Below are 20,341 nucleotides of genomic sequence, written 5' to 3' on the forward strand. Positions count from 1 at the left end.
CACCGCCATGCGCAGTTAAAGGTGAAGGATTCAAGCCGACCGAAGGGAGTAGAAAAGCATTTCGGCAGTATCGTTTAGACTTTCAAAAGTGAACGATACTGCCGGAATGCGTATCAAATCTACTCTACCAGGCTGGCATCAATCATGCGCATGTAGGAGAAAAAAAGCGTAACCTGATCGCCAAAATCGCGTATAAAGGCGTGAATCGCCTCGGGCGTGACCCCCTCCAGGCGCAGGTCGCTTTCAATGACCGGGTCGTTGTCGGCATCGAGATAAGACTTGGAGAAACGGTAGCGGCGGTTCCAGTTGAGGAGGTGGCGGGGTTCCACCCGGTCGAAACCCGAGAACCCAGCCCGCAGTTGCAGGCTGCTCACGTGCGGTTCGCCATAGGTGATGAGATGGCCCCGTAGGCCGCTGGGAAACTCCAGGTTGAACAGATCTTCCTTGACCTGTTCGGCATTGGCACCGAGTTGCTCGAGCAAAATTCGCACTTCTTCGGTGGTGACTTCACGCAGAATGGTATCCATTGCTCTTTAGGTTAAACCCAAAACTTTTTTTTGGCAGTGAAGGCTAAACAGAAGGACGTCGGCAAAGGTGTACCACCCCTTACGTTTCTGGGCAGTGAGCGGTGAAACACCATTGTTGGTTCAGAAACTGTTTCGATGCCTAAAGCCTTTAGCCATTCATACCGTTTCCGCTTGAATCCTTCACCGCCCGCCGCAGTCAGAGGTGAAGGATTCAAGCCGACCGAAGGGAGTAGAAAAGCATTTCGGTAGTATCGTTTAGGCTTGCCGAAGTGAACGATACTACCGAAATGCGTATCAGGCTATTTGGCGGAGGGGGAGGGATTCGAACCCTCGATAGGGGGAACCCCCTATACCGGTTTTCGAGACCGGCCCGTTCAACCACTCCGGCACCCCTCCACTCACTTTGTTGTGGCTGACTGCAATCAGCCGAGCCGAATAGAGACTCTAGCACAACTTGGCCGCAAAGTCACGGGTAGATGGTGCAGCCTTCGGCTGATATGGCTACGCTCGACCAAGCTTAACAGGGGAATCCTGCACGGTGATTTTTCCTCTCATCGTGTTTCCACAATCACTCCGCACACGGCGCGGAGTGATTTACCTGGTACAGCGGTTTTTGCTCTACTGAGTATTCGTAGGAACCACTCTAGGATGCCGAACGTTTCTGGGCGAAGAAGTCCCGCAGCAGCTTGGCCGATTCGCGCTCGAGCCAGCCGCCTTCCCACTCGAAGGGGGGCTTAAGGCGATGCACCGTGACCGCCCCGGCCTTGAGGTTTTCTACCGCATAGATCACCCGTCGAACCTGGGCTTCCATCAGCGCTCCAAAGCACATCGCACAGGGCTCCAAGGTGATGTAGACGGTGGCTCCGGGCAACACCTTGGCTTGCTGCTTGAGCAGCGCCTTTTGCAGCGCGATCAACTCGGCGTGAGCGGTGGCATCGCGGCTTTGTTCGACCTGGTTGTGGGCAACGGCCAGTTCCTCGCCGTCCCAGACCACCACCGCTCCGATGGGCACTTCGCCGTTTTGCAAGGCCAGCCGGGCTTGCTCGAGGGCGGTACGCATGTGCTCGAGGTCTTCTGATTCAGGCCAAAGGTTCCAGACTTCTTGTACGCTATCGCCAACAGCCCGCACCGGCCAGACCTGTTTGAGTTCGGTGGGGACACTATGTTCGGTAAAGAAATCCACCAGCCGGACCCGGCCATCGGGCAGGTCAATCTGGTCGCCTGGCTGGGGAAGCCTCGAGCCCCGCCAGGGTGGAAAGGCATCCACTACTGGGGGAATCAGAAATAGGGCGCCGTCGCGGCGGCGCACCTGCCAGCCTTCGGGGAGGGTGAAGGCTTCTCCTTGTAAGGCCCGCTCGAGCTGGGTAATCCAGCTTGCTTCGGGCCGCAGCTTGATCTGCTCGAGCATCTGCCGCAAGGCCCGGCGACGCAATCCAGCTGGGGCCTGTACCAGCGGTGCGATCCTGTAAGCCGGGCAAGGCCAGCGACCATCGCGCAACAGCAGTTGTTCGGCCAGGGGGTCGAGGGCTTCGTCGTCGAGCTGGGAGATGGCGGCGAAGCGGGCAAGGGCGGTCTGGGTCTGGGGAAAACGCGCTTTGAGCCGGGGGAAAATTTCGTGACGTAGAAAGTTCCGATCCAGCGAGGTATCGGCGTTGGAGACGTCCTCGAGCCAGCCTTGGTTTTTGCTGCGTAAGTAGGTTCGTAATGTGCTGCGGCTTACCTCCAAGAGCGGACGTACCACCTTGCCACGTTTGGGTCGCATCCCAAGGCCCCGCCCGGTGCCTTGCAACAGTTGTAGCAACACCGTTTCGGCCTGGTCATCCTCAGTGTGGGCGGTTAGGATGGCCTGGGCTCGGTGTTTCTTGGCAACCTTAGCCAGAAAGCCATAGCGTAAATCGCGGGCGGTGGCTTCCAGATTCTCCCCGCGTTCACCTGCAATCTGGGCCACATCCAGTTTTTCCGACTCGTAGGGATATCCCAGGCGTTCGGCCAGTGCCTTGACCCATTGGGCGTCGCCGGCCGAATCGGAACGCAAGGAATGGTCGAGATGGGCCACCACCACCTTGCGAGGGGTGGAAGTGAGCAACAGCAGCAATGCAACCGAGTCACCACCGCCCGAGACCGCCGCTACCAGGCTGCCCTCGGGAACCATGCGGGTCAGATGGTTGGCGAACTGGGCTTCTAGTTGGCCAGAATCTACTGAATCCACCCCTATATGCTATAGGGTATGTCCCCAAATCCCAATGTTCGTTTTGATTTTAATGCCTATCCTTACCTCACGCCGCACCTGCCGGGGCTGGACGGAACCATTCGGCATCGGCCAGCGGATTTTCAGGTCTTCGAGGTGCCGGCCTATAGCCCCACAGGCCAGGGGGAACACCTGTTCGTACGGATCGAAAAAGAGGGTCTGACCACCCGCGCCGTGTTCGAGTTTTTACGAGACCGACTGCATATTAACGAGGCCCATATCGGGGTAGCGGGACTCAAGGACAAACATGCCCGAACGCAGCAATGGTTCAGCATTCCGGCGCGCCACGAAGGAAGGCTGGAAACCCTGGCCGAACTGGAAGGGGTTCGGGTGCTGGAACGTGCTTTGCATCCTCACAAACTGCGGGTAGGTCACCTAAGGGGCAACCGCTTTCGCATCCTGATTCGTCCCATCCAGGAGCGCTCTGGGGAGCTGGTGAGTAGGGGAGATGGGACGGATATTGATCCATCGCTGCAGCGGGTCGAGGCTATTCTGCGTGCGCTCGAGCGTCAGGGGGTGCCCAACTACTACGGCCCCCAGCGCTTTGGTATCGGAGGATTAAACCCGCTCAAGGGCTATGAGCTGGTCAAGAAGGGTAAGGTGCATACGCCTTCCTGGCTGAAGAAATTTCTGGTCTCGAGCCTGCAAAGCCTGCTCTTCAACGACTGGCTGGCCCTGCGCTTGCAGATGGGACTCTTTGGGCAGGTGATTGAAGGGGATGTGGCCAAAAAACACGACACGGGGGGAGAGTTCGTCGTGCAGGACGCCAAGGCCGAGAACCCTCGAGCCCTGCGCTTTCAAATCAGCGCAACTGGGCCCCTCTACGGCAAAAAATACCGCGAGGCCCAGGGGCCGGCCCGCGCCCTGGAAGACCAGGTACTGCAGAAATACGAGCTCGAGCGCAGCCACTTTGCCTTGCGCCGAGGGGATCGCCGCCTGATCCGCTTTCCCCTTACCGAATGGAGCGTGGAAGAAACCGCGGAAGGGCTCTGGGTGAGCTTTTTTCTGCCCAAGGGGGCCTACGCTACTGCGGTGTTGCGCGAGGTGATGAAGAGAAACCCCGAAGAAGGCGAACTCGAAAGCGAGGCGGAAGAACTGGAGGACTGACGCGAGGGCCGCTCGGGAAAATTGCCTGTACCCTGAGAGGGTCGGCTTGAATCCTTCACCTCTGACTGCGTCCTACGGTGAAGGATTCAAGCGGAAACGGTATCAGAGAGCGAAATCCAATCGGACGAGGATTACCCCAGCCCAAGCCGCTTGGCATCGGCTTTCATGGCCTCGAGCACAAAAGCCATGTGCTCGTCGAGGTCTACGCCGAGTTCCTGGGCACCGCGCGAAATGCCTTCGCGGTCTACCCGCGCGGCGAAAGCCTTGTCCTTGAACTTCTTTTTCAGGCTGTCGAGTTCCAAGCTCTGGATGCTCTTGTCGGGCCGGACGTAGACGGCTGCCGTAATCAGCCCCACCAGCTCGTCCACTGCGAACAGCACTTTGGCCATCAGGGTGTTACGGGGGTGCTCGGGTACGTCGGCGTGGCCGAGAATGGCCTCGAGCACATCCTCCGGATACCCCATCTCGCGCAACATCTCCACACCCTTGTACGGGTGGGTTTCGGGTAATTTCTCGTAGTCGAAATCGTGCAGGATTGCGGTAATGGCCCACTTTTCCTCTGGTTCGCCATATTTCCGGGCATAGGCCCGCATGGCGGTTTCGACGGCGAGCATATGTTTTTGCAGGCTTTCCGAGGGGGTCCAGCGCTTCATCAGGGCCAATGCGTCTTCATAAACCATGTAGATTGCCATATGCCTCATTCTCAAAGTGTTCGGCCACAGGGTCAAGGGCAGGTTTGCCAGTCAAGGTGAGGGTAGAATGTCCCTTGCCCAAAATAACCGGACCCCAAAGAGGGCAGACTTCGACAGGCCTCGCTGACGCCGGCACCGAATGGGGACTAAATGTGGGAGCCGCCTCGTACCGCAAAGGTTTGTGCGCTTTGACCGCTATGGGCCTCGTAGCCCATACCTGCACAAGGCAGGATAGGATAAGGGCGTGGCAGAGAGAATTACCAATCCTTTGTCTCAGTTGCTAATTGGCTACGGCGAGGATTCGCACCGCCTGGGCGAGGGACGTGAACTTTGGCTGGGCGGGGTTCGAATCGAGAGCGAGCGCGGGGCCATCGCCCATTCGGATGGAGATGTTATTTTACACGCCCTATCCGATGCTTTGCTATCGGCTTTTGCGCTGGGGGATATCGGCAGTTTTTTTCCCGACCATGACCCCAAGTGGCGGGGCCTCGAGAGCCGGGTGATTCTCGAAGTGGTGCTGCAAAAAGTACGCGACAACGGCTACCGCCTGGGGCAGGTTTCGGTGGTGGTGATGCTGGATAGGCCCAAGCTGGGCCCCTACCGCACGCTCATCCAGCAAAACCTGGCCCTCCTGACCGGACTGCCGGAAAAGCGGGTGGGCCTCACCTTCAAGACCTCCGAGGGTCTGGCCCCCGACCATGCGCAGTGCCGGGCCATGGTCTACCTCGAGCCCCTTCCAGAACCAGCTCCCCAACGAACGCCTTAGAGTGGAACCCAAAAACAGCCTTCTGACCCGCCCTTGTTTTTAGGCTTTAAGCCAAAACGCCCTGGCCCTTCCTAGGCCCAAGTATCATTTTTGTGCGTAAGGGAAGCATTCGGATCCGGAGTTATATGCAGCACTGGCAATTCCTCGACCTCCTGTCCTGGGCTGGCATCCTGGCCTTTGGCGCCTCGGGTGCGCTGGTGGCGGTGCAAAAACGCTTCGACCTGGTGGGCATCATCGTGTTGACCGGTGTGACCGCTATTGGCGGCGGGGCCATTCGGGATGTGCTGGTGGGCACCCTACCGCCGCAATCGCTGCGCAACGAGGCCATCCTATGGGTGGTTTTTCTGATTGCCCTGGGGGTGTGGCGGTTTTATAGCCGGATGGGAAGGCTCGAGCGCCCCATTTACTATTTCGACACCCTGGGGCTGGGCCTCTTTGCGGCCCTGGGCGCCGAGCGGGCCCTGGCCTTTGGGCTGGGGTTCTGGGGCTGTGTGTTTGTGGGCACGGTCTCGGGGGTGGGTGGGGGCGTGCTTCGCGACGTGCTGGCAGGCGAGATTCCAGGAATCTTCTACCGCAACCGCGACCTCTACGCCTCGGCCGCGACCGCAGGGGCCGCGGTGGTTTTTCTGATCTACACCTTTATCCCTGCCTATTCCGCCCTGGCCATTGTGCTGGGGGCGCTGGTGACGATAGGACTGCGGCTCTCGAGCCGCTGGTTGGGCTTGCGGCTCCCCACGCCTGGAGATTGAAAAACGGTTGGAGTTTGCGCTGAACCAGGGGCCTCTGGCTGAAATTGGCCTTGGGCCTTCAGGGCTGAATTGCCTGGAGTGATAGATTGGGCAGGTGCGTGGACTATTGAGTTTTGCCTTGTGGTTGATTCCGCTGGCCTGGGGTCAGGGCAACCCCGTTGCCGTACCCAAAGGTTCCGACCTGGCCAAAGCGGTGGCCGAAGCTCCGGCGGGGTCGGTGTTGCGGCTCGAGGCTGGGGAGTACCGTTTGTCGAGGGGCTTGGAGATTGGCAAGCCCCTCACCTTGCAAGGTGAGGGTCGGGACAAAACCCGCATTCGCTCCGACGCTGCCGATTTTGTGCTTTCCATCAACGTGCGGGGCCGCTTTAGCGCAACTGGCATCAGCTTCGAGCACCTGGGTTCACGCATCGCCAATGTGGTGGTGGTGGGCGGTGGCGAGGCCGTGTTCGAGAAATGCCGCTTCCAGGGGGGTCGGCTCGACCTGGAATCGGGCCAGGGGGGCGATGGCATTTGGATACGGGGTAGCTCGAGGGCCATTCTGCGCAGCAATGAGTTTTTGGGCAACGAACTGCACGGCGTGGACGTGAGCGAGGAAGCCCAGGTTTTGCTACAAGGCAACCTGGTTCGGGGCAACCGCGATGCCGGGGTGGCCTTCTACGACGAGGCCAGGGGCGAGGCACGGGGCAATACCATCGAGGCCAACAACGCCCACGGCATTTATGTCTCGGGGCAGGCCAGGCCTTTGATTGAAGGCAACACCCTTCGGCTCAACCGGCTCTGGGGCCTCTATGTCGAATCCACCGCCAACCCCACCCTGCGTAACAACACTTTTTCGGGCAACCGCCGGGGAACCTCGCAGTTTCTAGGCCAGCCCTTCACCCCCAACCCCAAGCCGGGAGCCGACCTGACCTCTATCCTGGCCCGGGCACCCGAGGGCAGCACCATTACCCTGGCGGCGGGAGAGTATGCCCTGCCCAGGGGCCTGGAAGTAGCGAACAGCGTCACGCTGGTGGGGCAGGGGCGCGAGCAAACCCGCCTGGTTTCCTCTGCAGGTGGGTTCGTGCTGCGCTACGCGGGGCGGGGTAAGTTGAGCGTACAAAACCTTTCCATCGTATACCGTGGGCAGGCGGCCTCGGATGTGGTGCAGGTGCGGCGCGGGGAGCTCGAGCTTTCCAATGTGGCCGTGCGCGGGGGACGCACCAGCCGCCAGGAGGCCGGGCTGGGCGTGGGTATTTTCGTCTCCGGTAGTGGTCGGCTAACCATACGGGGTGGGCAGATCAGCCAGAACCAGTTGCGCGGCATCGAGGCTGCTGGGGAAGCTCGGCTTGTGCTCGAGCGGGTCTTCATCGAAACCAATGAAAGCGCGGGGCTTTCACTGTACGGACAAAGCCAAGGAATCCTCCGGGAGGTCACCCTGCGGGCCAACAGGAGCCATGGCCTAGAAGTTGACGAAAACGCCCAGCTCACGGCTGAAAATCTGGCCCTCCGAGAAAACCAGGGCGCGGGCTTGCTGCTCTCGGGGCAGGCTGAACTGGAAATGAGCAACAGTGTCCTGGAGGCCAGCGCCGAAGGGGCACTGCTGGCATTGGGGCAGGCTAAAGTGCACCTCTACAATAACCAGATTCGGGGAAACCGGGGGGCAGGTTTGGTTTTTCGCAACCGAACCAGCGGAACCCTGACCGGTAACACCGTAGAAGGTCAGAGCCTCCAGGGCATGCTGCTGCTGGGGGAGAGCAACCTGCTCATCGAAGGCAATACCGTGCGGGAGAATGGGCGGGGTGGCCTGGTCTACCTGGAGCGTTCGGCTGGCGAGGCCCGCCAGAATCTGCTGGAGCGAAATTCACCCTCCGGTATTGTGCTGGGCCAATCGGCGCAACCCGTGCTCAGCAATAACCGCCTTTCCGATCAACCCGAGTATGGCCTCTTCTATAGCGAAGAGGCTGCCGGAAGCGCCAACGGTAATACCATCGAGCAGAGCGGCATCTACGGAATCGTTCTCGCCGGACGGAGCAAACCGGTGCTGGAGAACAACACCGTGCAGGGCAGTGGCATGGCCGGCCTGGCCTATCTGGAGCAGTCGTCGGGTACGGCCAGGGCCAATACCCTCGAGGCCAACCAGACCCACGGCATTCTGGTGGATCACCGGGCTACGCCCTTGCTCGAGGCCAATCAAGTCCTGCGCAACCTTTTGTGCGGCGTTGTGGTGCGCAGCCTAAGCGAGGCGGTGGTGCTGAGCAATACCCTGGCTGAGAACGGCTTGCATGGCCTCGAGGTGCAGGATAAGGCCAAGGTTCGACTCGAAGGCAACCAGATCACCGCCAACAAAGGTGCTGCGGTACGCATTGCCCGTTTTGCCCAGGTTGAGGTGGGGCAAAACACCCTCTCGGGTAATGCTGCCGAGGTGCAACGAGACCCGTGAAAATACCAATCGCTCGCTATAGAGACACTTGAGCAGAGCTATCCAAACTGGGCTGCCTCACCAAAGCCCCGCTCCTGCTTCAACCAGGCCATCGAGCCTCGAGCAAATTTCCCCGATGGCCCGCAGGTTGTCGGGGGTTCGCTCGAGGCCCGGACGTACTGCTTGAGCGGTGCGAATAAACAGTTCCACAGAGGGAACCTGCTCGAGTGCCTCCCGCGCTGTCGCCGAGGGGGGCAGTGCCAGCCCAACCAGCACGACCTCCTGCTCCCCTCGCAGCCGCAGCGTGGAACGGCTGGTAACCAAGATACACAACTCGGGTGCGGCCTCGAGCAGTCGGGCCACCACCGGGGCGGCTTCCAACAGGTGCTCGAAGTTGTCCAGCGCCAGCAGCATCCCCCTCGCTCAGCACAACTTCCCCGCCCAGAAGCGCGTAGATGCGGGTCATCTCGACCCGCAGGCTGCGGCGGGTTTGGGTCTCGTCGCTGTCCGGCCACAACACCGCGCAAAGTTCGCTGCGGGTGGCCCCGGAGGGTTGTAGTGCAAGATAGGCAAGCACCGCCAGGGCCTTGCGTGTGCCCAGTCGCAGCAGCAACCCGCCTGACCAAAGGCCACACACCCCGAGTACCCGAAGCTTGAAGGGGGCAACCTCCGTCACTGAGTCAGAGGATTGAATCATATTTTTGCCTTTCATGCTGCCAAGAACATCAAAACCACCGCGATGAGCTTACCTCGAAAGCGTAAAATTTCCGCAACAAACGCGGAGCTTCACAGAAGGTATTTGGTTTTCAGTGCTATTGAAAGCCTCGAGCTCCCCTTTCATAGCAGATTCGGCTGTTTCGTCACCGAAGGGTGATGAAGAAACCGACCGAAGTTATCCGCGTAGCGGAGGGCGATACCGCCCCTTGGAAGTTATCCGCGTAGCGGAGGGCAGTACTGCCCCTTGGAAGGGCGACGCTTGCTTCACCGAGCAGCGCGAGGGATGTGTTCTGCTTCGGCAAGACTTCGGCGTGAGCTCGGTCGAACGCTCAGCAACCAAAGGATTCGAAAAGACGGCCTGTTGAAGTGTTTTGTTTGATGACTATCTTTTTGAATCCGGTATCATACCGGACACTTGCGAACAACTTCCCGCTCGTGTCCATTGCGGTTTTCGCCTATTTGCCTACATACGACCACAACCAGAAGCCAATAAAGCCCATTCCCAGGAGTAAAAACCCAATCGGCAGCAGGAAGGAAAAATCGCGGTGTGGCTTTTTGGGTTCTCCGGGTAGGGTGGGGTTCTTGGCTTTGAAGGCCCGCTTGATGGCACTGGCATCGGCTTCGTTAAACAGGGGCTTGCCCGAACGCCAGTCCTTGGCGGTTTTCCAGTCGTCACGGGCCTGGGGGGGTAGGTCGGGGATGGTTTGAACAGGCCTTGGCCGGGCGGTTGGGGGTTCTTCGGGCCGTCGATCGAGCCATAGCTCGAGGGCGTCGGCCAGACTTTGCAGCTCGAGGTTGTGTGGGGCCAGCCGTATGGCATGCATGAGGGCATACTGGGCTTTATCCAGTTCGCCCAATTCCACCAGTGCTTTGATGTGCAACAAGAGCAAGGGTTGATTATCAGGGTCTTCGACCAGACCTTCTTTGGCACTGCTGGCAGCCTGTTTATGGTCACCCAGCAGTAAGAAAGCCTCGGCCCGAACCCGCCAGTAGTCCGGCCAGCCCAGATCAATCCAGGAAACCCGATCCAGTACCCGCAAAGCCAGTAAAGGCTCTCCGTTGGAAATGTGTTGAAGCGCACGCTCAATTCCGGTGGCAGCATCCAGTTGGGTCATGATTGCCAGTTAAATCCTCTCCCCATCCCTACCTTAGCAAGGTCTGATGGGAATTCCGGTGATTTCTAAACGCCGGGCAGACTACGCCAGTTAACGATGCGGGCCACACGAAGGGGTCGGTATTGGTTTGACCATGCTCATCTGGGGTGGTTTTTCGCAAGGCATTTCGGCATCACCCCAAAAACGCAATGCCCAGATCCTAGGGGGTTAAATCCCAAGGGCTTTAGGTTACCAGAGTATGAGTGGGTAATGATGGCTCCTGTAAGTCGCAGTAAATGGAGTCCCCGCAAGGCCGGCAAACGTGAAAACCAGGCACCCATAGACCCATTCCGATGCCGCCTAGGTGCAACGCCCCCCAATGGGTGCAAGAAACCATAGCTAAATCTGCTGATACCGTTTCCGCTTGAATCCTTCACCGCCCGCCGCAGTCAGAGGTGAAGGATTCAAGCCGACCGAAGGGAGTAGAAAAGCATTCGGTAGTATCGTTTAGGCTTGCCGAAGTAAACGATACTACCGAAATGCGTATGAGAGGCTTTTTACCGGTATGAGCAAGAGCGACTAAAAAGATGCCAAGTGTGGCACAGCTCCATAACCACCAGAACTTCATCAGAAAACCTCCTAATGCTCCGGTAACTTAATTTCTGGGATGGATTTGGCCCCTTACTATCTCGGAGTTGCTTTGAGCGCTTCATTTTGGGAACTTCACTGCGTAGCAATACTTAACTTACCAGACCACTAACAACGTATAGCAGTCCTGTTAGTGATCAAGCCAAGGTCAGATGTCCAACTGCAGGTAGCATAGGCGAAAGGACTTATGCCCCGTTGTCACTACAGACTCCGAATGCCAGGCTCTGGCCTGAACATGTATATGTTAGGATTAGCATAATTCTAAGGAGGCTGCTGCCGTGTGTCTTGCCATTCCCGGTAAGATCGTCCAGTTTCAAGATGAGTTCCGCCACTTCGCCACGGTCGAGGTCTCGGGGGTGCGCCGCCAGGTCAACATGGATCTGCTGTCCGAGGAGCCCCTGAAGCCCGGCGACTGGGTGCTCATTCACGTGGGTTTTGCCATGAGCAAGATTAGCGAGCAGGAGGCCCAGGATCAACTCAAATTCATGACCATGTTGGGTGAAGCCGAGGCTGCCCTCGAGGAGCTGGAAGGCTACCAGTTTGCCGACGAAACCCCCGGACCCCAGGAGCGAAGTGCTCATGCCGAAAACTGACCTGTCGCATTACGGTAGCTGCACCCTGGACCAAGACGGCTGCACCACCTGTGGCGATGTGGCGGTGCCGGTGCGGATCGTCGAGCTTATCGGCAGCGAGGCGCTGGTGGAAGACCGGGTGGGTCAGCGAGCCACAGTGGCCATTGACCTTTTCCCCGAAGCAAAAGCAGGGGACGCGCTCCTGGTTCACATGGGCGTTGCCATCTCGCGCCTGGAGGAGCCGACATGAAGTATGTGGATGAGTTCCGCGACCCCAAGCTAATCGAGCGGGCCGCCGAGGAAATCAGGCGGTTGGCCAACCCCAGCCGCCAGTACCGCATCATGGAGGTCTGTGGGGGTCATACCCACTCCATCTACCGCTTTGGCTTGCAGGACTTGCTGCCGGAGAACATCGAACTCATCCACGGCCCCGGCTGCCCGGTCTGCGTACTGCCGATGGGCCGGGTTGATGATGGCCTCCAACTGGCCCAAGACCCGAACGTGATCCTTACTGCCTTCGGGGACATGATGCGGGTACCGGGCCGCATGGGAACACCCCTGGAGATAAAGGCCAAAGGTGCGGACATCCGCATGGTCTACTCGCCCCTGGATGCCCTCAAGCTGGCGGAAAAGAACCCCGGACGTCAGGTGGTGTTTTTTGCCATTGGCTTCGAAACCACTGCACCTTCCACGGCCCTTACGCTGATGCGGGCGAAAAAGCTGGGGATCGAGAACTTCACCGTGTTCTGCAACCACGTTACCATCGTTCCGGCTATGCGGGCCATTCTGGACTCGCCAGATATGCGGCTGGATGGTTTTATCGGCCCTGGGCACGTTTCTACCGTGATTGGTTGCCGGCCCTACGAGTTCGTGGCTAAGGAGTACGGTAAGCCGGTGGTCACCTCGGGCTTTGAGCCGCTCGACCTGCTCCAAAGCATGGTGATGTTGCTCCGCCAGATGAACGAAGGCCGGGCTCAGGTGGAGAACCAGTACGAGCGGGTGGTGCCCTGGGAGGGCAACCGCGCTGCCCTGGGGGCCATGGCCCAGGTTTTCGAGTTGCGCCCCTACTTCGAGTGGCGCGGGCTGGGCTTCATCTCGCAGTCGGCGCTCAAACTGCGCCCGGAGTATGCCCCCTGGGACGCCGAGGCCCGCTTTGCGGTTGAAGGGGTGCGGGTCACCGACCCCAAAGCGGCCCAGTGTGGTGAGGTGCTGAAGGGGGTCCTCAAGCCACAGCAGTGCAAGCTTTTCGGCAAGGAATGCACCCCCGAACGGCCGGTGGGTGCTTTGATGGTTTCTTCGGAAGGGGCCTGCGCTGCTTACTACAACTACGTCCACCGCGCCGAGTTGGTACCGGGGGACTGAGAATGATTCAACCGTGTATTGGCCACCTTCCCCCTCGGCGGGTTAGGCTTGGGAAGGGGTACGGTTCTTCAGCCGCCAGCCGGTTTTGTCTGGTACGGCATCCTAGCCCGGCCTCCCACAGCGGGCTGCGCCTTCAAGGGAAAGAGAAGACCCTATGACCGAACCACCTATTATCCGCTTCAAGGATACCCAGATCGAACTTGCACACGGTGCGGGCGGCAAGGCCAGCCGCCGTCTGGTGGAGGGGCTGATTGCACCCATCCTGGGCAACCCCCGCCTAGACGATGCGGCCCTGCTCGGCCTAGGCGGCCTGGCGCTGGCCTTTACCGCCGATAGCTTCGTGGTCAAGCCGTTGCGTTTTCCGGGGGGCTCCATCGGAGAACTGGCGGTCAACGGCACCGTCAACGATCTAGCGGTCTCGGGGGCGAGGCCGGTAGCGCTTCTTTCAACCCTGATTCTGGAGGCCGGCCTCCCGGCTCAGGTATTGCAGGAAGAACTCGAGGCCATCCAGCGAGCCGCCCAGGCGGCGGGTGTGCAGGTGGTAGGTGGCGACACCAAGGTGGTGGAGCATGGCAAGGCCGATGGGCTTTATATCAGTACCAGCGGGATCGGCTTGGTGGATTCGCGGGTGAACCTCGCGGCCTCGTCGGTGCGACCGGGGGATTTGGTGCTGCTCTCGGGGCCCATCGGCGATCACGGCGTCACCATTCTGTTGGCCAGGGGAGAGCTCGACCTCGAGGCCAGTCTCGAGTCCGACACCCGCTCGGTCTGGCCACTGGTAGAGGCTTTGATTGGGGTGGCCGCCCCCGGCCTGCGCTGGATGCGCGACCCCACCCGGGGCGGTGTGGCCACCGCACTGAACGAGCTGGCCAGGGAGACCAGACTGGCCACCCGGCTTTACGAGGATCAGATTCCCATCCGCGACGAAGTGCGCGGAGCCTGCGAGATTCTGGGTCTCGACCCGCTGCACATCGCCAACGAAGGTCAATTCATTGCCATCGTTGCGCCCGAGTACGCCGAGACTGCGCTGGAGGCGGTGCGGGCAGTACCTGGGGGCGCTGAAGCCAGGTGGGTGGGGGAAGTGGTGGAAAGCCCAGCCGGGGTGGTCTACAGCCAGACCGGCTATGGCTCGAGCCGCATCGTGGATATGCTGGTAGGAGACCCGCTGCCGAGGATTTGCTGAGGGGGAGTTTGGTCGGCAGCGTACGGGTAGAAGAGCAGGAGAAACCCCCTTCCTGGTTGCCATTGGTATGACCGTTTCCCTCTCCCAAACAATTGAGGCGGCTTTGCTCGAGCGAAATGCTACAGCCAGGTCTTTTTTCGAGCAAGAAGCCAGCCGTCTGGCTGAAGTCTGCCGCCAGATGGCGGAGCGGTTTGTGGCCGGGGGACGGCTGTTGGCCTTTGGGCGGGGGCCCTATGCGACCGACGCACAGCACGTCTCGGTAGAATTTGTGCATCCGGTAATTGTGGGCAAGCAGGCCCTACCTGCCCTCGACCTCTCGATGGCGTTTGAGAGTTGGCTCGAGGCCTTGCTAAGGCCCGAGGACATGGTGATGGGCTTCGCGGCGCCCGGGGGAGATGCGGCGGTCTCGGCGGCGTTGAGGGCGGCTCGAGCCAGAGGTGCGTTTACCCTGGCCCTCACCGGGACGGAGGGCGACTATGCGGTCGAGGTGCCCTCGAGCCATCCCTTTATCCACCAAGAAATGATCGAGATTCTCTACCACGTTCTTTGGGAAACCTTGCACGTGTTTTTCGAACACCGCAAAGGCAGCTATCAGCTTGGCGAGTCGGCGTTCTTGTATCCGTTTTTGAGTGGAGCAAAGCAGGATACCAAAACTGTGATCGCCGAGGTTGCAGACTCGATCCGGACAAAGGTCGAGGAAGACGCGAAGCTGCGGCTGGCCCTGCTCGAGCAGAGCGAGGCATTTGCTCGAGCCGTCTACAGCATCGCCGAGCGCCTGAACCAAGGCGGAAAGCTCATCTTATTTGGCAACGGTGGCTCGGCTACCGATGCCAACGACCTGGCGCTCGACTGTGTGGAACCGCCGCTGGGCTGGAAGCCGGTTCCTTCCTTTTCGTTGGCGCTCGAACCCGCTAATATCTCTGCTATTGCCAATGACGTTGGCACCGAAGTTGTTTTCTCGCGCCAGTTGATTGCCCAAGCCCGTCCGGAAGATACTGCCTTGGCCTTCTCGACCAGCGGAGGCTCCAAAAACATCGTCATGGCTTTGCAAGAGGCCCGCAAGCGAGGAATGCTCACCATCGCGTTGCTGGGCTACGATGGGGGAGAAGTGGTGCGCCGTAACCTCGCCGATGTTGCCATCGTGGTACCTTCCGATCATATCCCGCGTATCCAGGAGGTGCAGGCCTCGGCCTATCACATCATCCGGGAGCTGTTGGGGAAGGTATGGCGCTAGAACTCTTCGGGAGCAAGAACTGCCCCTTCACCGCCGAACTGCGGGAGGATTTGGAGTGGCGCGGGATAGAATTTGTCGAGTACGACGTGGAGACCGATGCCAAAGCCCTGGAGCGGATGCTGTGCCTTACCAACGGCGGGCGAACCGTGCCGGTGCTGGCTGAGGATGGTCAGGTGAGGCAAATTGGCTGGCAGGGAAGAGGTTGCGTGATAGGGCACGGGCAGCCGTAAAATGCAGTAGTGCCCTGGAACCCCGACCAGTACAACAAGTTTCGGGCCGAGCGTGCGGCCCCTTTTTTCGATCTACTGGCCCTGGTGGACGTACGCCCTGAACTGAAGGTGGTGGATTTGGGCTGTGGAACCGGGGAGCTGACCCGGCAACTGGCCGACCAACTGCCCGGCTCCGACGTGTTGGGGTTGGATCGCTCGAGGGAGATGCTGTCCAAATCGGTCGCCTTTGTCCGACCAGGCTTGCGCTTCGAGCAGGGCCAGATAGAAGAATTGCAGGGCCAGTGGGACTTGATTTTCTCCAACGCCGCGTTGCAATGGCTGGACCACCACGAAACCCGGATTCCTGCGTTCTGGAATCACCTCAACCCCGGCGGGCAACTGGTAGTGCAGATGCCTGCCAACCACGATCACCCCTCGCACCTGCTGGCTCGAGAACTGGCCGAGGGCGAGCCCTTCCGTGCCTTCTTCCCCGAAGGCGGGCGGAAGCCTCCGGTGCTTCCTGTCGAAGACTACGCGGAGATGCTCTACGACCTTGGCGCAGTTCAGATCACGGCGCTGATGAAGGTTTACCCGCACGTTCTGGAGGATGCAAGTTCCATTGTCGAGTGGGTCAAGGGAACCCTGCTGGTGCCCTATCTCGAGCGATTGCCGGCAGAATATGGGTCGCAGTTCTTGAGCCTGTACACACAGCAGTTGAGCAGGCAATTGCCTCAAAAACCGGTTTTCTATGGTTTTAAGCGGATTCTTTTTGCCGCCACCAGGCCGTGACCCTACCGCCACCCCTACTCAATCGGCAAACAGGGGGGTCGAGAGGTATTTCATCCCAGAGTCGCAGGCAATCGTCACCACCCGCTTGCCGGGTCCAAGCTCGCGGGCCACTTGAAGGGCAGCCCAGATCATGCCGCAGGCACTCATCCCCACGAAAAGCCCTTCCTCGCGGGCCAGCGGTTTGGCGAGCGGGAAGGCATCTTCCTCCAAAACCTGAATTACCCTGTCCAGCATCTTCACGTCCAGGTTGGGCGGAATGAACCCCGGCCCCATCCCCTGGAACTGGTGCGAGCCCATCTGACCGCCCGATAGTACGTTGCTGCGGCGGGGCTCGCAGGCGATGATTTGCACCCTGGGCAGGCGTTCACGCAGGTACTTCCCCACGCCCATAATCGTCCCGCCCGTGCCCGAACCGTAGACAAAGGCGTCTATCCGGCCCTCCATCTGCTCGAAAATCTCGGGGCCGGTGGTTTCGTAATGCGCCCTGGGATTGGCGGCGTTGTCGAACTGGTTGGGCAAGAAGGCCCCCGTCTCGGCCACGATGCGGTTGGCCTCCTCAATGGCGGCCAGCATGCGCCGGCTGGGGTCGGTTAGTATCAGTTCGGCTCCATACGCCCGCAGGATTCGCTTGCGTTCTTCCGACATCTGGGCGGGCATGGTCAGAATCAGCTTGTAACCACGGCTGGCCGCTACCATGGCCAAACCGATGCCGGTGTTGCCGCTGGTGGGCTCTACAATCACCTGCCCAGAACCCGGCTTCAGGAGGCCGCGTTCTTCAGCATCCTTGATCAGATACCAGGCGGTGCGGTCTTTGATGGAGCCACCGGGGTTGTCGCCCTCGAGCTTTACCCAGACCTCGGCCATGCCGGGCTCTACTAAGCGCTTGAGTTGAACGACCGGGGTTTTTCCAATAACCTGCTCGATAAACATGCTTATAAGCATATGACATTGTGCTGGCTGGTTACGGCATCGGTTTACGATTGTTTCATCTGGATGTTTTATACTCAATTGTCTCGCGGAAATGCGGTATGGTTTCTGTGAATGGAGGTAGTCTCTATGACCGCAAGCAAAGGCCACGTTGTGACCATACGTTATACGTTGCACGTCGAAGATGAGCTAATTGACCAGGGTGAATTGGATTATCTGCACGGGCATCGCAATATTGTGATGGGGCTTGAAGAAGCGCTGGAAGGCAAAGCTGCCGGTGAACGGGTGATGGTTTCGGTGTCTCCCGAAAAAGGTTATGGCCTCTACGATCCTGAAGGCGTGCAAGTCGTTGAGCGGGATGCTTTCCCGGCGGATGCCGAGCTGGCCGAAGGAGCAATGTTCTATGCGGAAGATCCCCAAGGCAACCCCATGCCCTTCACAGTTTTGAATGTAGATGGCAAAGATGTGACCATTGACTTCAACCATGCCCTGGCAGGCGAGACCCTGAATTTCGACGTCACCCTAACCGCCATCCGGCCTGCGACTCCGGAGGAGCTCGAGCACGGCCACGCCCACAGCGCACATGGGCATCACCATTAGTTCAAAGCGAGCAAGGTAAGGGGCAGGGGGGTCGGCCTGGCCCTCTGCTACAATTTTCCAATGCGGCAATTTGCGACCAGCCAGCCCAACCGCGGTGAAGATAGCTTTGTGGTCGGTCTGTACCACAAATCTAAGCGTAACTTCTGGAATCCCCAGGACCTCGACTTTACCCACGACAAGCACGACTGGGCCGCATTGAGCCAGGCCCAGCAGAAGGTGCTGCTGCACCTTTCCGCACTGTTTGTCGGTGGAGAGGAGGCGGTCACGCTGGATCTGGCCCCCTATCTACTCCACGTGAGCCAGCAAGGTCGCTATGAAGACGCGCTTTACGTAGCGACCTGGACGTTCGAAGAGGCCAAGCACGCCGAGTTCTTCGACCGCTTTCACCGCGAGGTGGTGGGCGGAAGCCCGGAGCTGGCGTTGCTGCATGTGGAGTCCTGGCAGCAAATTTTCTACCAGGCGCTGCCCCAGGCCATGGGTGCGCTCCAGACCGACCCCTCGCCGGCCTCGGAAGTCCGGGCGCTGGGCACCTACAACCTCATTGTGGAAGGGGTACTGGCCGAAACAGGGTATCGGGCTTACAAGGAGGTGCTGGAAAAAGAGAACTTGATGCCAGGTTTGCGCAGGGGACTGGGCTATGTGCAGGCCGATGAGGGTCGTCATATTGCCTTTGGCCTGCATAGCTTGAGTAAACTTTTGCACCATTACCCGCAAACCCAAGAGGTGCTGGAAGATGTGTTGGCCGAGCTGATTCCGGCGGCGGTGGGCGTTGTGCAGGAGGTTTTCGCGGCCCACCACCCTATGCCCTTTGACATTACCGAAGAGAATTTTGTGGATTATGCCCTACGACAGATACAACACCGCACCGAGGTTTTGCAGCGGCCGTTCTCAAGTGAATGAGCGGAACAAGACCCTGGTGCTGATTTTCCACAGATAAGCCTTTGGCTTTTTCCATACGCTACGCCAAAATCAAGATGGTTACCAGGCATAGTGAACCTCGAGCTCTGGGGATCGGGTACGAGTCATTGGCCGGGCACAAACCATGCCCCTCGTAACCCAGTAACGGCCATCACGCACAGGTGCGTATAAGAGGGGTGGCCTCAGGCGGAAAGCCCCCCCAGAACGGGCTGGCCCTTGGGAACCTTGAAGGCCAGGTATTCGTCTTGCACGCGAAACAAAACCAGCAGATATTCGGAAGCCCTAAAGCGCATAAACAAAGGCAGGGCATAGCGGGCCTCGCCCCGTTCAATGCGGGAATTGCCCAGTGTGTAGGCCATGAAGAAGTCCTGGTCGCTTTGCATCAGGTTGGCGCTGTAGAAAAGTGTCAGATCGGCCTGGTCTTTATCGGCTCGTGTCAAAGCCTCCCAGACCAGTTCCCGGGCTTGGCCTGTGGTCAGGTACTCTCCCTGTACCAAGCCCAGGCGCCCGTAAAAGGCAGCGGGAAACTCCTTGAACTCGTAGTAAAAGCCACCTGGGCCGTGCCACCAGCGAACAATTTCGTTTTCGCCAGGGCTTCCCTGGGCGCGCTCGAGCGCGTATTCACGGGCCAGCGCAAGGGCCTCGAGATCCGGAAACTCGCCTGATTCCATGCCCTCGAGGAGGAGCCGTTGGGGGTCTATTTCAATAGAAAGATGCTTGCTACTCATGGAGGTCATACTCCCCGGTGCGGAGGCCTAAAGCCGGGCTATTTTTTTCCGGCTTGTCCCCGATGTGTAGCGCAGTAATGCCTCCGGTAAAAAGTTGGTAGCGGGTGTCAAAACCGGCCAGACCCATCATGGAAGCAAGGGTGGGAGGGTCTGGAAAGCGCTCCACCGATTCTGGCAGATAGCGATAGGCCGAGGCACTGCCCGAGACCAGCCCCCCGATCAGAGGTAGGATACGGGTGAAGTAGAAACGGTACAGCACGCCCAGGCCACTTTTGGGGGGAGGCGGAAACTCCAAAATGCACAGTCTGCCGCCGGGTGCAATCACCCGGTGCAGCTCGGCCAGGGCTTTGGTGTAGTCGGCGAAGTTGCGGAATCCAAAAGCAATGGTCACGGCATCGAAGTGGTTGTCGGGGAAGGGCAGCCTGAGGGCGTCGGCCTCGATAAAGGGAATGTTCAGCCCCGCTTTTTGGGCTTTTTGACGGGCCAGCTCGAGCATGGGGGGGGCAAAGTCACCACCAATCACCTCGGCCTGGGGGGCAACTTTCTTAAGCAACAGGGCAATATCGCCGGTGCCAGTTGCCAGGTCGAGGATGCGCCCTGGGTTGTTTTCCAGTGCGGCCTTTACAGCCGCCACACGCCAACTCCGGTCCACACCTGCCGAAAGCACCCGGTTGAGCAAGTCGTAGCGCGGGGCGATCTCGGAGAACATTTTTTGAATGGCCTGGGCTTTGGCCTCTGTAGTGTCTTGCACCCGCAGAGTTTAGCACTCTAGAGGGTTGGGAGGTTAGGGCACAATGCAGTGTCTGGCCATTCCCCACGCCTCAAAGCCGAAGGTGACCGCAACAGACCGAAGGTGTCTACCCACCTCGCCGA

21 protein-coding genes and 1 tRNA gene are annotated in these 20,341 nt (G+C 59.3%); 13 read left to right on the forward strand and 9 right to left on the reverse strand.

Annotated features, from left to right (window positions below; translation table 11 throughout):
* Window positions 1-119: 119 nt before the first annotated feature.
* The 3 genes from WKI89_RS04485 to tilS all read right to left on the reverse strand — a co-directional run bounded on the left by WKI89_RS04485 (window position 120) and on the right by tilS (window position 2,679).
* Window positions 120-527 carry a YbjN domain-containing protein gene (locus WKI89_RS04485; RefSeq protein WP_337868023.1) on the reverse strand — a complete coding sequence of 136 codons (408 nt, stop codon included), beginning with the start codon at window positions 525-527 and terminating at the stop codon, window positions 120-122.
* A gap of 304 nt (window positions 528-831) precedes the next feature.
* Window positions 832-923 (reverse strand) — tRNA-Ser (locus WKI89_RS04490).
* A gap of 247 nt (window positions 924-1,170) precedes the next feature.
* Entirely contained in the window at window positions 1,171-2,679 is a 1,509-nt protein-coding gene (gene tilS / locus WKI89_RS04495; RefSeq protein ID WP_337868056.1) for a tRNA lysidine(34) synthetase TilS, read from the reverse strand.
* Between the two features lie 75 nt (window positions 2,680-2,754).
* On the opposite strand from tilS, the gene WKI89_RS04500 reads away from it, so the two are divergent.
* Window positions 2,755-3,882 carry a tRNA pseudouridine(13) synthase TruD gene (locus tag WKI89_RS04500; RefSeq protein WP_337868024.1) on the forward strand — a complete coding sequence of 376 codons (1,128 nt, stop codon included), beginning with the start codon at window positions 2,755-2,757 and terminating at the stop codon, window positions 3,880-3,882.
* A 131-nt stretch (window positions 3,883-4,013) separates the two neighbouring features.
* On the opposite strand, the gene WKI89_RS04505 is transcribed toward WKI89_RS04500, so the two are convergent.
* On the reverse strand, window positions 4,014-4,574 hold the full coding sequence (locus WKI89_RS04505) for an HD domain-containing protein (protein ID WP_337868025.1): 561 nt from the start codon (window positions 4,572-4,574) through the stop codon (window positions 4,014-4,016).
* Between the two features lie 277 nt (window positions 4,575-4,851).
* Here WKI89_RS04505 and ispF point away from each other — a divergent pair, with 277 nt between their 5' ends.
* The 3 genes from ispF to WKI89_RS04520 all read left to right on the forward strand — a co-directional run bounded on the left by ispF (window position 4,852) and on the right by WKI89_RS04520 (window position 8,508).
* Window positions 4,852-5,340 (forward strand): 2-C-methyl-D-erythritol 2,4-cyclodiphosphate synthase, encoded by a 489-nt coding sequence (gene ispF, locus WKI89_RS04510; protein ID WP_337868057.1) that lies wholly within the window; start codon window positions 4,852-4,854, stop codon window positions 5,338-5,340.
* A 125-nt stretch (window positions 5,341-5,465) separates the two neighbouring features.
* Window positions 5,466-6,089 (forward strand): TRIC cation channel family protein, encoded by a 624-nt coding sequence (locus WKI89_RS04515; RefSeq protein ID WP_337868026.1) that lies wholly within the window; start codon window positions 5,466-5,468, stop codon window positions 6,087-6,089.
* A 94-nt stretch (window positions 6,090-6,183) separates the two neighbouring features.
* A complete protein-coding gene (locus WKI89_RS04520; RefSeq protein WP_337868027.1) occupies window positions 6,184-8,508 on the forward strand; it encodes a right-handed parallel beta-helix repeat-containing protein in 2,325 nt (774 codons plus the stop codon).
* A gap of 57 nt (window positions 8,509-8,565) precedes the next feature.
* Here WKI89_RS04520 and WKI89_RS04525 read toward each other — a convergent pair whose 3' ends face one another.
* Together WKI89_RS04525 and WKI89_RS04530 are read right to left on the reverse strand one after the other, a co-directional pair.
* The gene (locus WKI89_RS04525; protein ID WP_337868028.1) at window positions 8,566-8,901 is read right to left on the reverse strand and encodes a hypothetical protein; all 336 of its coding nucleotides are present in this window, start codon (window positions 8,899-8,901) and stop codon (window positions 8,566-8,568) included.
* A gap of 758 nt (window positions 8,902-9,659) precedes the next feature.
* A complete protein-coding gene (locus WKI89_RS04530) occupies window positions 9,660-10,319 on the reverse strand; it encodes a tetratricopeptide repeat protein (protein WP_337868029.1) in 660 nt (219 codons plus the stop codon).
* Window positions 10,320-11,224: 905 nt separating this feature from the next.
* Between WKI89_RS04530 and WKI89_RS04535 the strand changes: the two genes are divergently transcribed.
* The 7 genes from WKI89_RS04535 (at window position 11,225) to WKI89_RS04565 (ending at window position 16,295) form a co-directional block, all read left to right on the forward strand.
* Window positions 11,225-11,539, forward strand: coding sequence for a HypC/HybG/HupF family hydrogenase formation chaperone (locus tag WKI89_RS04535; RefSeq protein WP_337868030.1), 315 nt, complete (start codon window positions 11,225-11,227; stop codon window positions 11,537-11,539).
* Window positions 11,526-11,768: a HypC/HybG/HupF family hydrogenase formation chaperone gene (locus WKI89_RS04540; RefSeq protein ID WP_337868031.1), complete on the forward strand. Its 243-nt coding sequence runs from the start codon at window positions 11,526-11,528 to the stop codon at window positions 11,766-11,768. The genes WKI89_RS04535 and WKI89_RS04540 overlap by 14 nt, the downstream gene beginning before the upstream one ends.
* The gene (gene hypD / locus WKI89_RS04545) at window positions 11,765-12,880 is read left to right on the forward strand and encodes a hydrogenase formation protein HypD (RefSeq protein ID WP_337868032.1); all 1,116 of its coding nucleotides are present in this window, start codon (window positions 11,765-11,767) and stop codon (window positions 12,878-12,880) included. The genes WKI89_RS04540 and hypD overlap by 4 nt, the downstream gene beginning before the upstream one ends.
* Before the next feature lie 154 nt (window positions 12,881-13,034).
* Window positions 13,035-14,063 (forward strand): hydrogenase expression/formation protein HypE, encoded by a 1,029-nt coding sequence (gene hypE, locus WKI89_RS04550; protein ID WP_337868033.1) that lies wholly within the window; start codon window positions 13,035-13,037, stop codon window positions 14,061-14,063.
* Between the two features lie 67 nt (window positions 14,064-14,130).
* Window positions 14,131-15,297, forward strand: a complete 1,167-nt coding sequence (locus WKI89_RS04555) for an SIS domain-containing protein (protein WP_337868034.1) — start codon at window positions 14,131-14,133, stop codon at window positions 15,295-15,297.
* A complete protein-coding gene (locus WKI89_RS04560) occupies window positions 15,288-15,527 on the forward strand; it encodes a glutaredoxin family protein (protein ID WP_337868035.1) in 240 nt (79 codons plus the stop codon). The genes WKI89_RS04555 and WKI89_RS04560 overlap by 10 nt, the downstream gene beginning before the upstream one ends.
* Window positions 15,528-15,536: 9 nt before the next feature.
* Window positions 15,537-16,295 carry a methyltransferase domain-containing protein gene (locus WKI89_RS04565; protein ID WP_337868036.1) on the forward strand — a complete coding sequence of 253 codons (759 nt, stop codon included), beginning with the start codon at window positions 15,537-15,539 and terminating at the stop codon, window positions 16,293-16,295.
* Between the two features lie 18 nt (window positions 16,296-16,313).
* Here the strand turns inward: WKI89_RS04565 and cysK are convergent, their stop codons facing one another.
* Complete coding sequence (gene cysK / locus WKI89_RS04570) at window positions 16,314-17,225, reverse strand: cysteine synthase A (protein WP_337868037.1); 912 nt, start codon at window positions 17,223-17,225, stop codon at window positions 16,314-16,316.
* Window positions 17,226-17,351: 126 nt separating this feature from the next.
* Here cysK and WKI89_RS04575 point away from each other — a divergent pair, with 126 nt between their 5' ends.
* Complete coding sequence (locus WKI89_RS04575; protein WP_337868038.1) at window positions 17,352-17,822, forward strand: peptidylprolyl isomerase; 471 nt, start codon at window positions 17,352-17,354, stop codon at window positions 17,820-17,822.
* Between the two features lie 60 nt (window positions 17,823-17,882).
* On the forward strand, window positions 17,883-18,722 hold the full coding sequence (locus tag WKI89_RS04580) for a R2-like ligand-binding oxidase (RefSeq protein ID WP_337868039.1): 840 nt from the start codon (window positions 17,883-17,885) through the stop codon (window positions 18,720-18,722).
* 200 nt (window positions 18,723-18,922) lie between these two features.
* Here the strand turns inward: WKI89_RS04580 and WKI89_RS04585 are convergent, their stop codons facing one another.
* On the reverse strand, window positions 18,923-19,468 hold the full coding sequence (locus tag WKI89_RS04585) for a hypothetical protein (protein WP_337868040.1): 546 nt from the start codon (window positions 19,466-19,468) through the stop codon (window positions 18,923-18,925).
* Window positions 19,461-20,219, reverse strand: a complete 759-nt coding sequence (gene ubiE, locus WKI89_RS04590; protein WP_337868041.1) for a bifunctional demethylmenaquinone methyltransferase/2-methoxy-6-polyprenyl-1,4-benzoquinol methylase UbiE — start codon at window positions 20,217-20,219, stop codon at window positions 19,461-19,463. The genes WKI89_RS04585 and ubiE overlap by 8 nt, the downstream gene beginning before the upstream one ends.
* Window positions 20,220-20,341: the final 122 nt, after the last annotated feature.

It is taken from the genome of Meiothermus sp. (assembly GCF_037443965.1).
GTDB lineage: Bacteria > Deinococcota > Deinococci > Deinococcales > Thermaceae > Meiothermus.

Coding starts and splice junctions, on each gene's coding strand:
- WKI89_RS04580 (WP_337868039.1), top strand. CDS start 17,883: ATGCGGCAATTTGCGACCAGCCAGCCCAACCGCGGTGAAGATAGCTTT.
- WKI89_RS04560 (WP_337868035.1), top strand. CDS start 15,288: ATGGCGCTAGAACTCTTCGGGAGCAAGAACTGCCCCTTCACCGCCGAA.
- hypD (WP_337868032.1), top strand. CDS start 11,765: ATGAAGTATGTGGATGAGTTCCGCGACCCCAAGCTAATCGAGCGGGCC.
- WKI89_RS04555 (WP_337868034.1), top strand. CDS start 14,131: ATGACCGTTTCCCTCTCCCAAACAATTGAGGCGGCTTTGCTCGAGCGA.
- hypE (WP_337868033.1), top strand. CDS start 13,035: ATGACCGAACCACCTATTATCCGCTTCAAGGATACCCAGATCGAACTT.
- WKI89_RS04585 (WP_337868040.1), bottom strand. CDS start 19,468: ATGAGTAGCAAGCATCTTTCTATTGAAATAGACCCCCAACGGCTCCTC.
- WKI89_RS04540 (WP_337868031.1), top strand. CDS start 11,526: ATGCCGAAAACTGACCTGTCGCATTACGGTAGCTGCACCCTGGACCAA.
- WKI89_RS04505 (WP_337868025.1), bottom strand. CDS start 4,574: ATGGCAATCTACATGGTTTATGAAGACGCATTGGCCCTGATGAAGCGC.
- WKI89_RS04575 (WP_337868038.1), top strand. CDS start 17,352: ATGACCGCAAGCAAAGGCCACGTTGTGACCATACGTTATACGTTGCAC.
- tilS (WP_337868056.1), bottom strand. CDS start 2,679: ATGGTTCCCGAGGGCAGCCTGGTAGCGGCGGTCTCGGGCGGTGGTGAC.
- WKI89_RS04525 (WP_337868028.1), bottom strand. CDS start 8,901: ATGCTGCTGGCGCTGGACAACTTCGAGCACCTGTTGGAAGCCGCCCCG.
- WKI89_RS04530 (WP_337868029.1), bottom strand. CDS start 10,319: ATGACCCAACTGGATGCTGCCACCGGAATTGAGCGTGCGCTTCAACAC.
- WKI89_RS04485 (WP_337868023.1), bottom strand. CDS start 527: ATGGATACCATTCTGCGTGAAGTCACCACCGAAGAAGTGCGAATTTTG.
- WKI89_RS04515 (WP_337868026.1), top strand. CDS start 5,466: ATGCAGCACTGGCAATTCCTCGACCTCCTGTCCTGGGCTGGCATCCTG.
- cysK (WP_337868037.1), bottom strand. CDS start 17,225: ATGTTTATCGAGCAGGTTATTGGAAAAACCCCGGTCGTTCAACTCAAG.
- WKI89_RS04500 (WP_337868024.1), top strand. CDS start 2,755: ATGTCCCCAAATCCCAATGTTCGTTTTGATTTTAATGCCTATCCTTAC.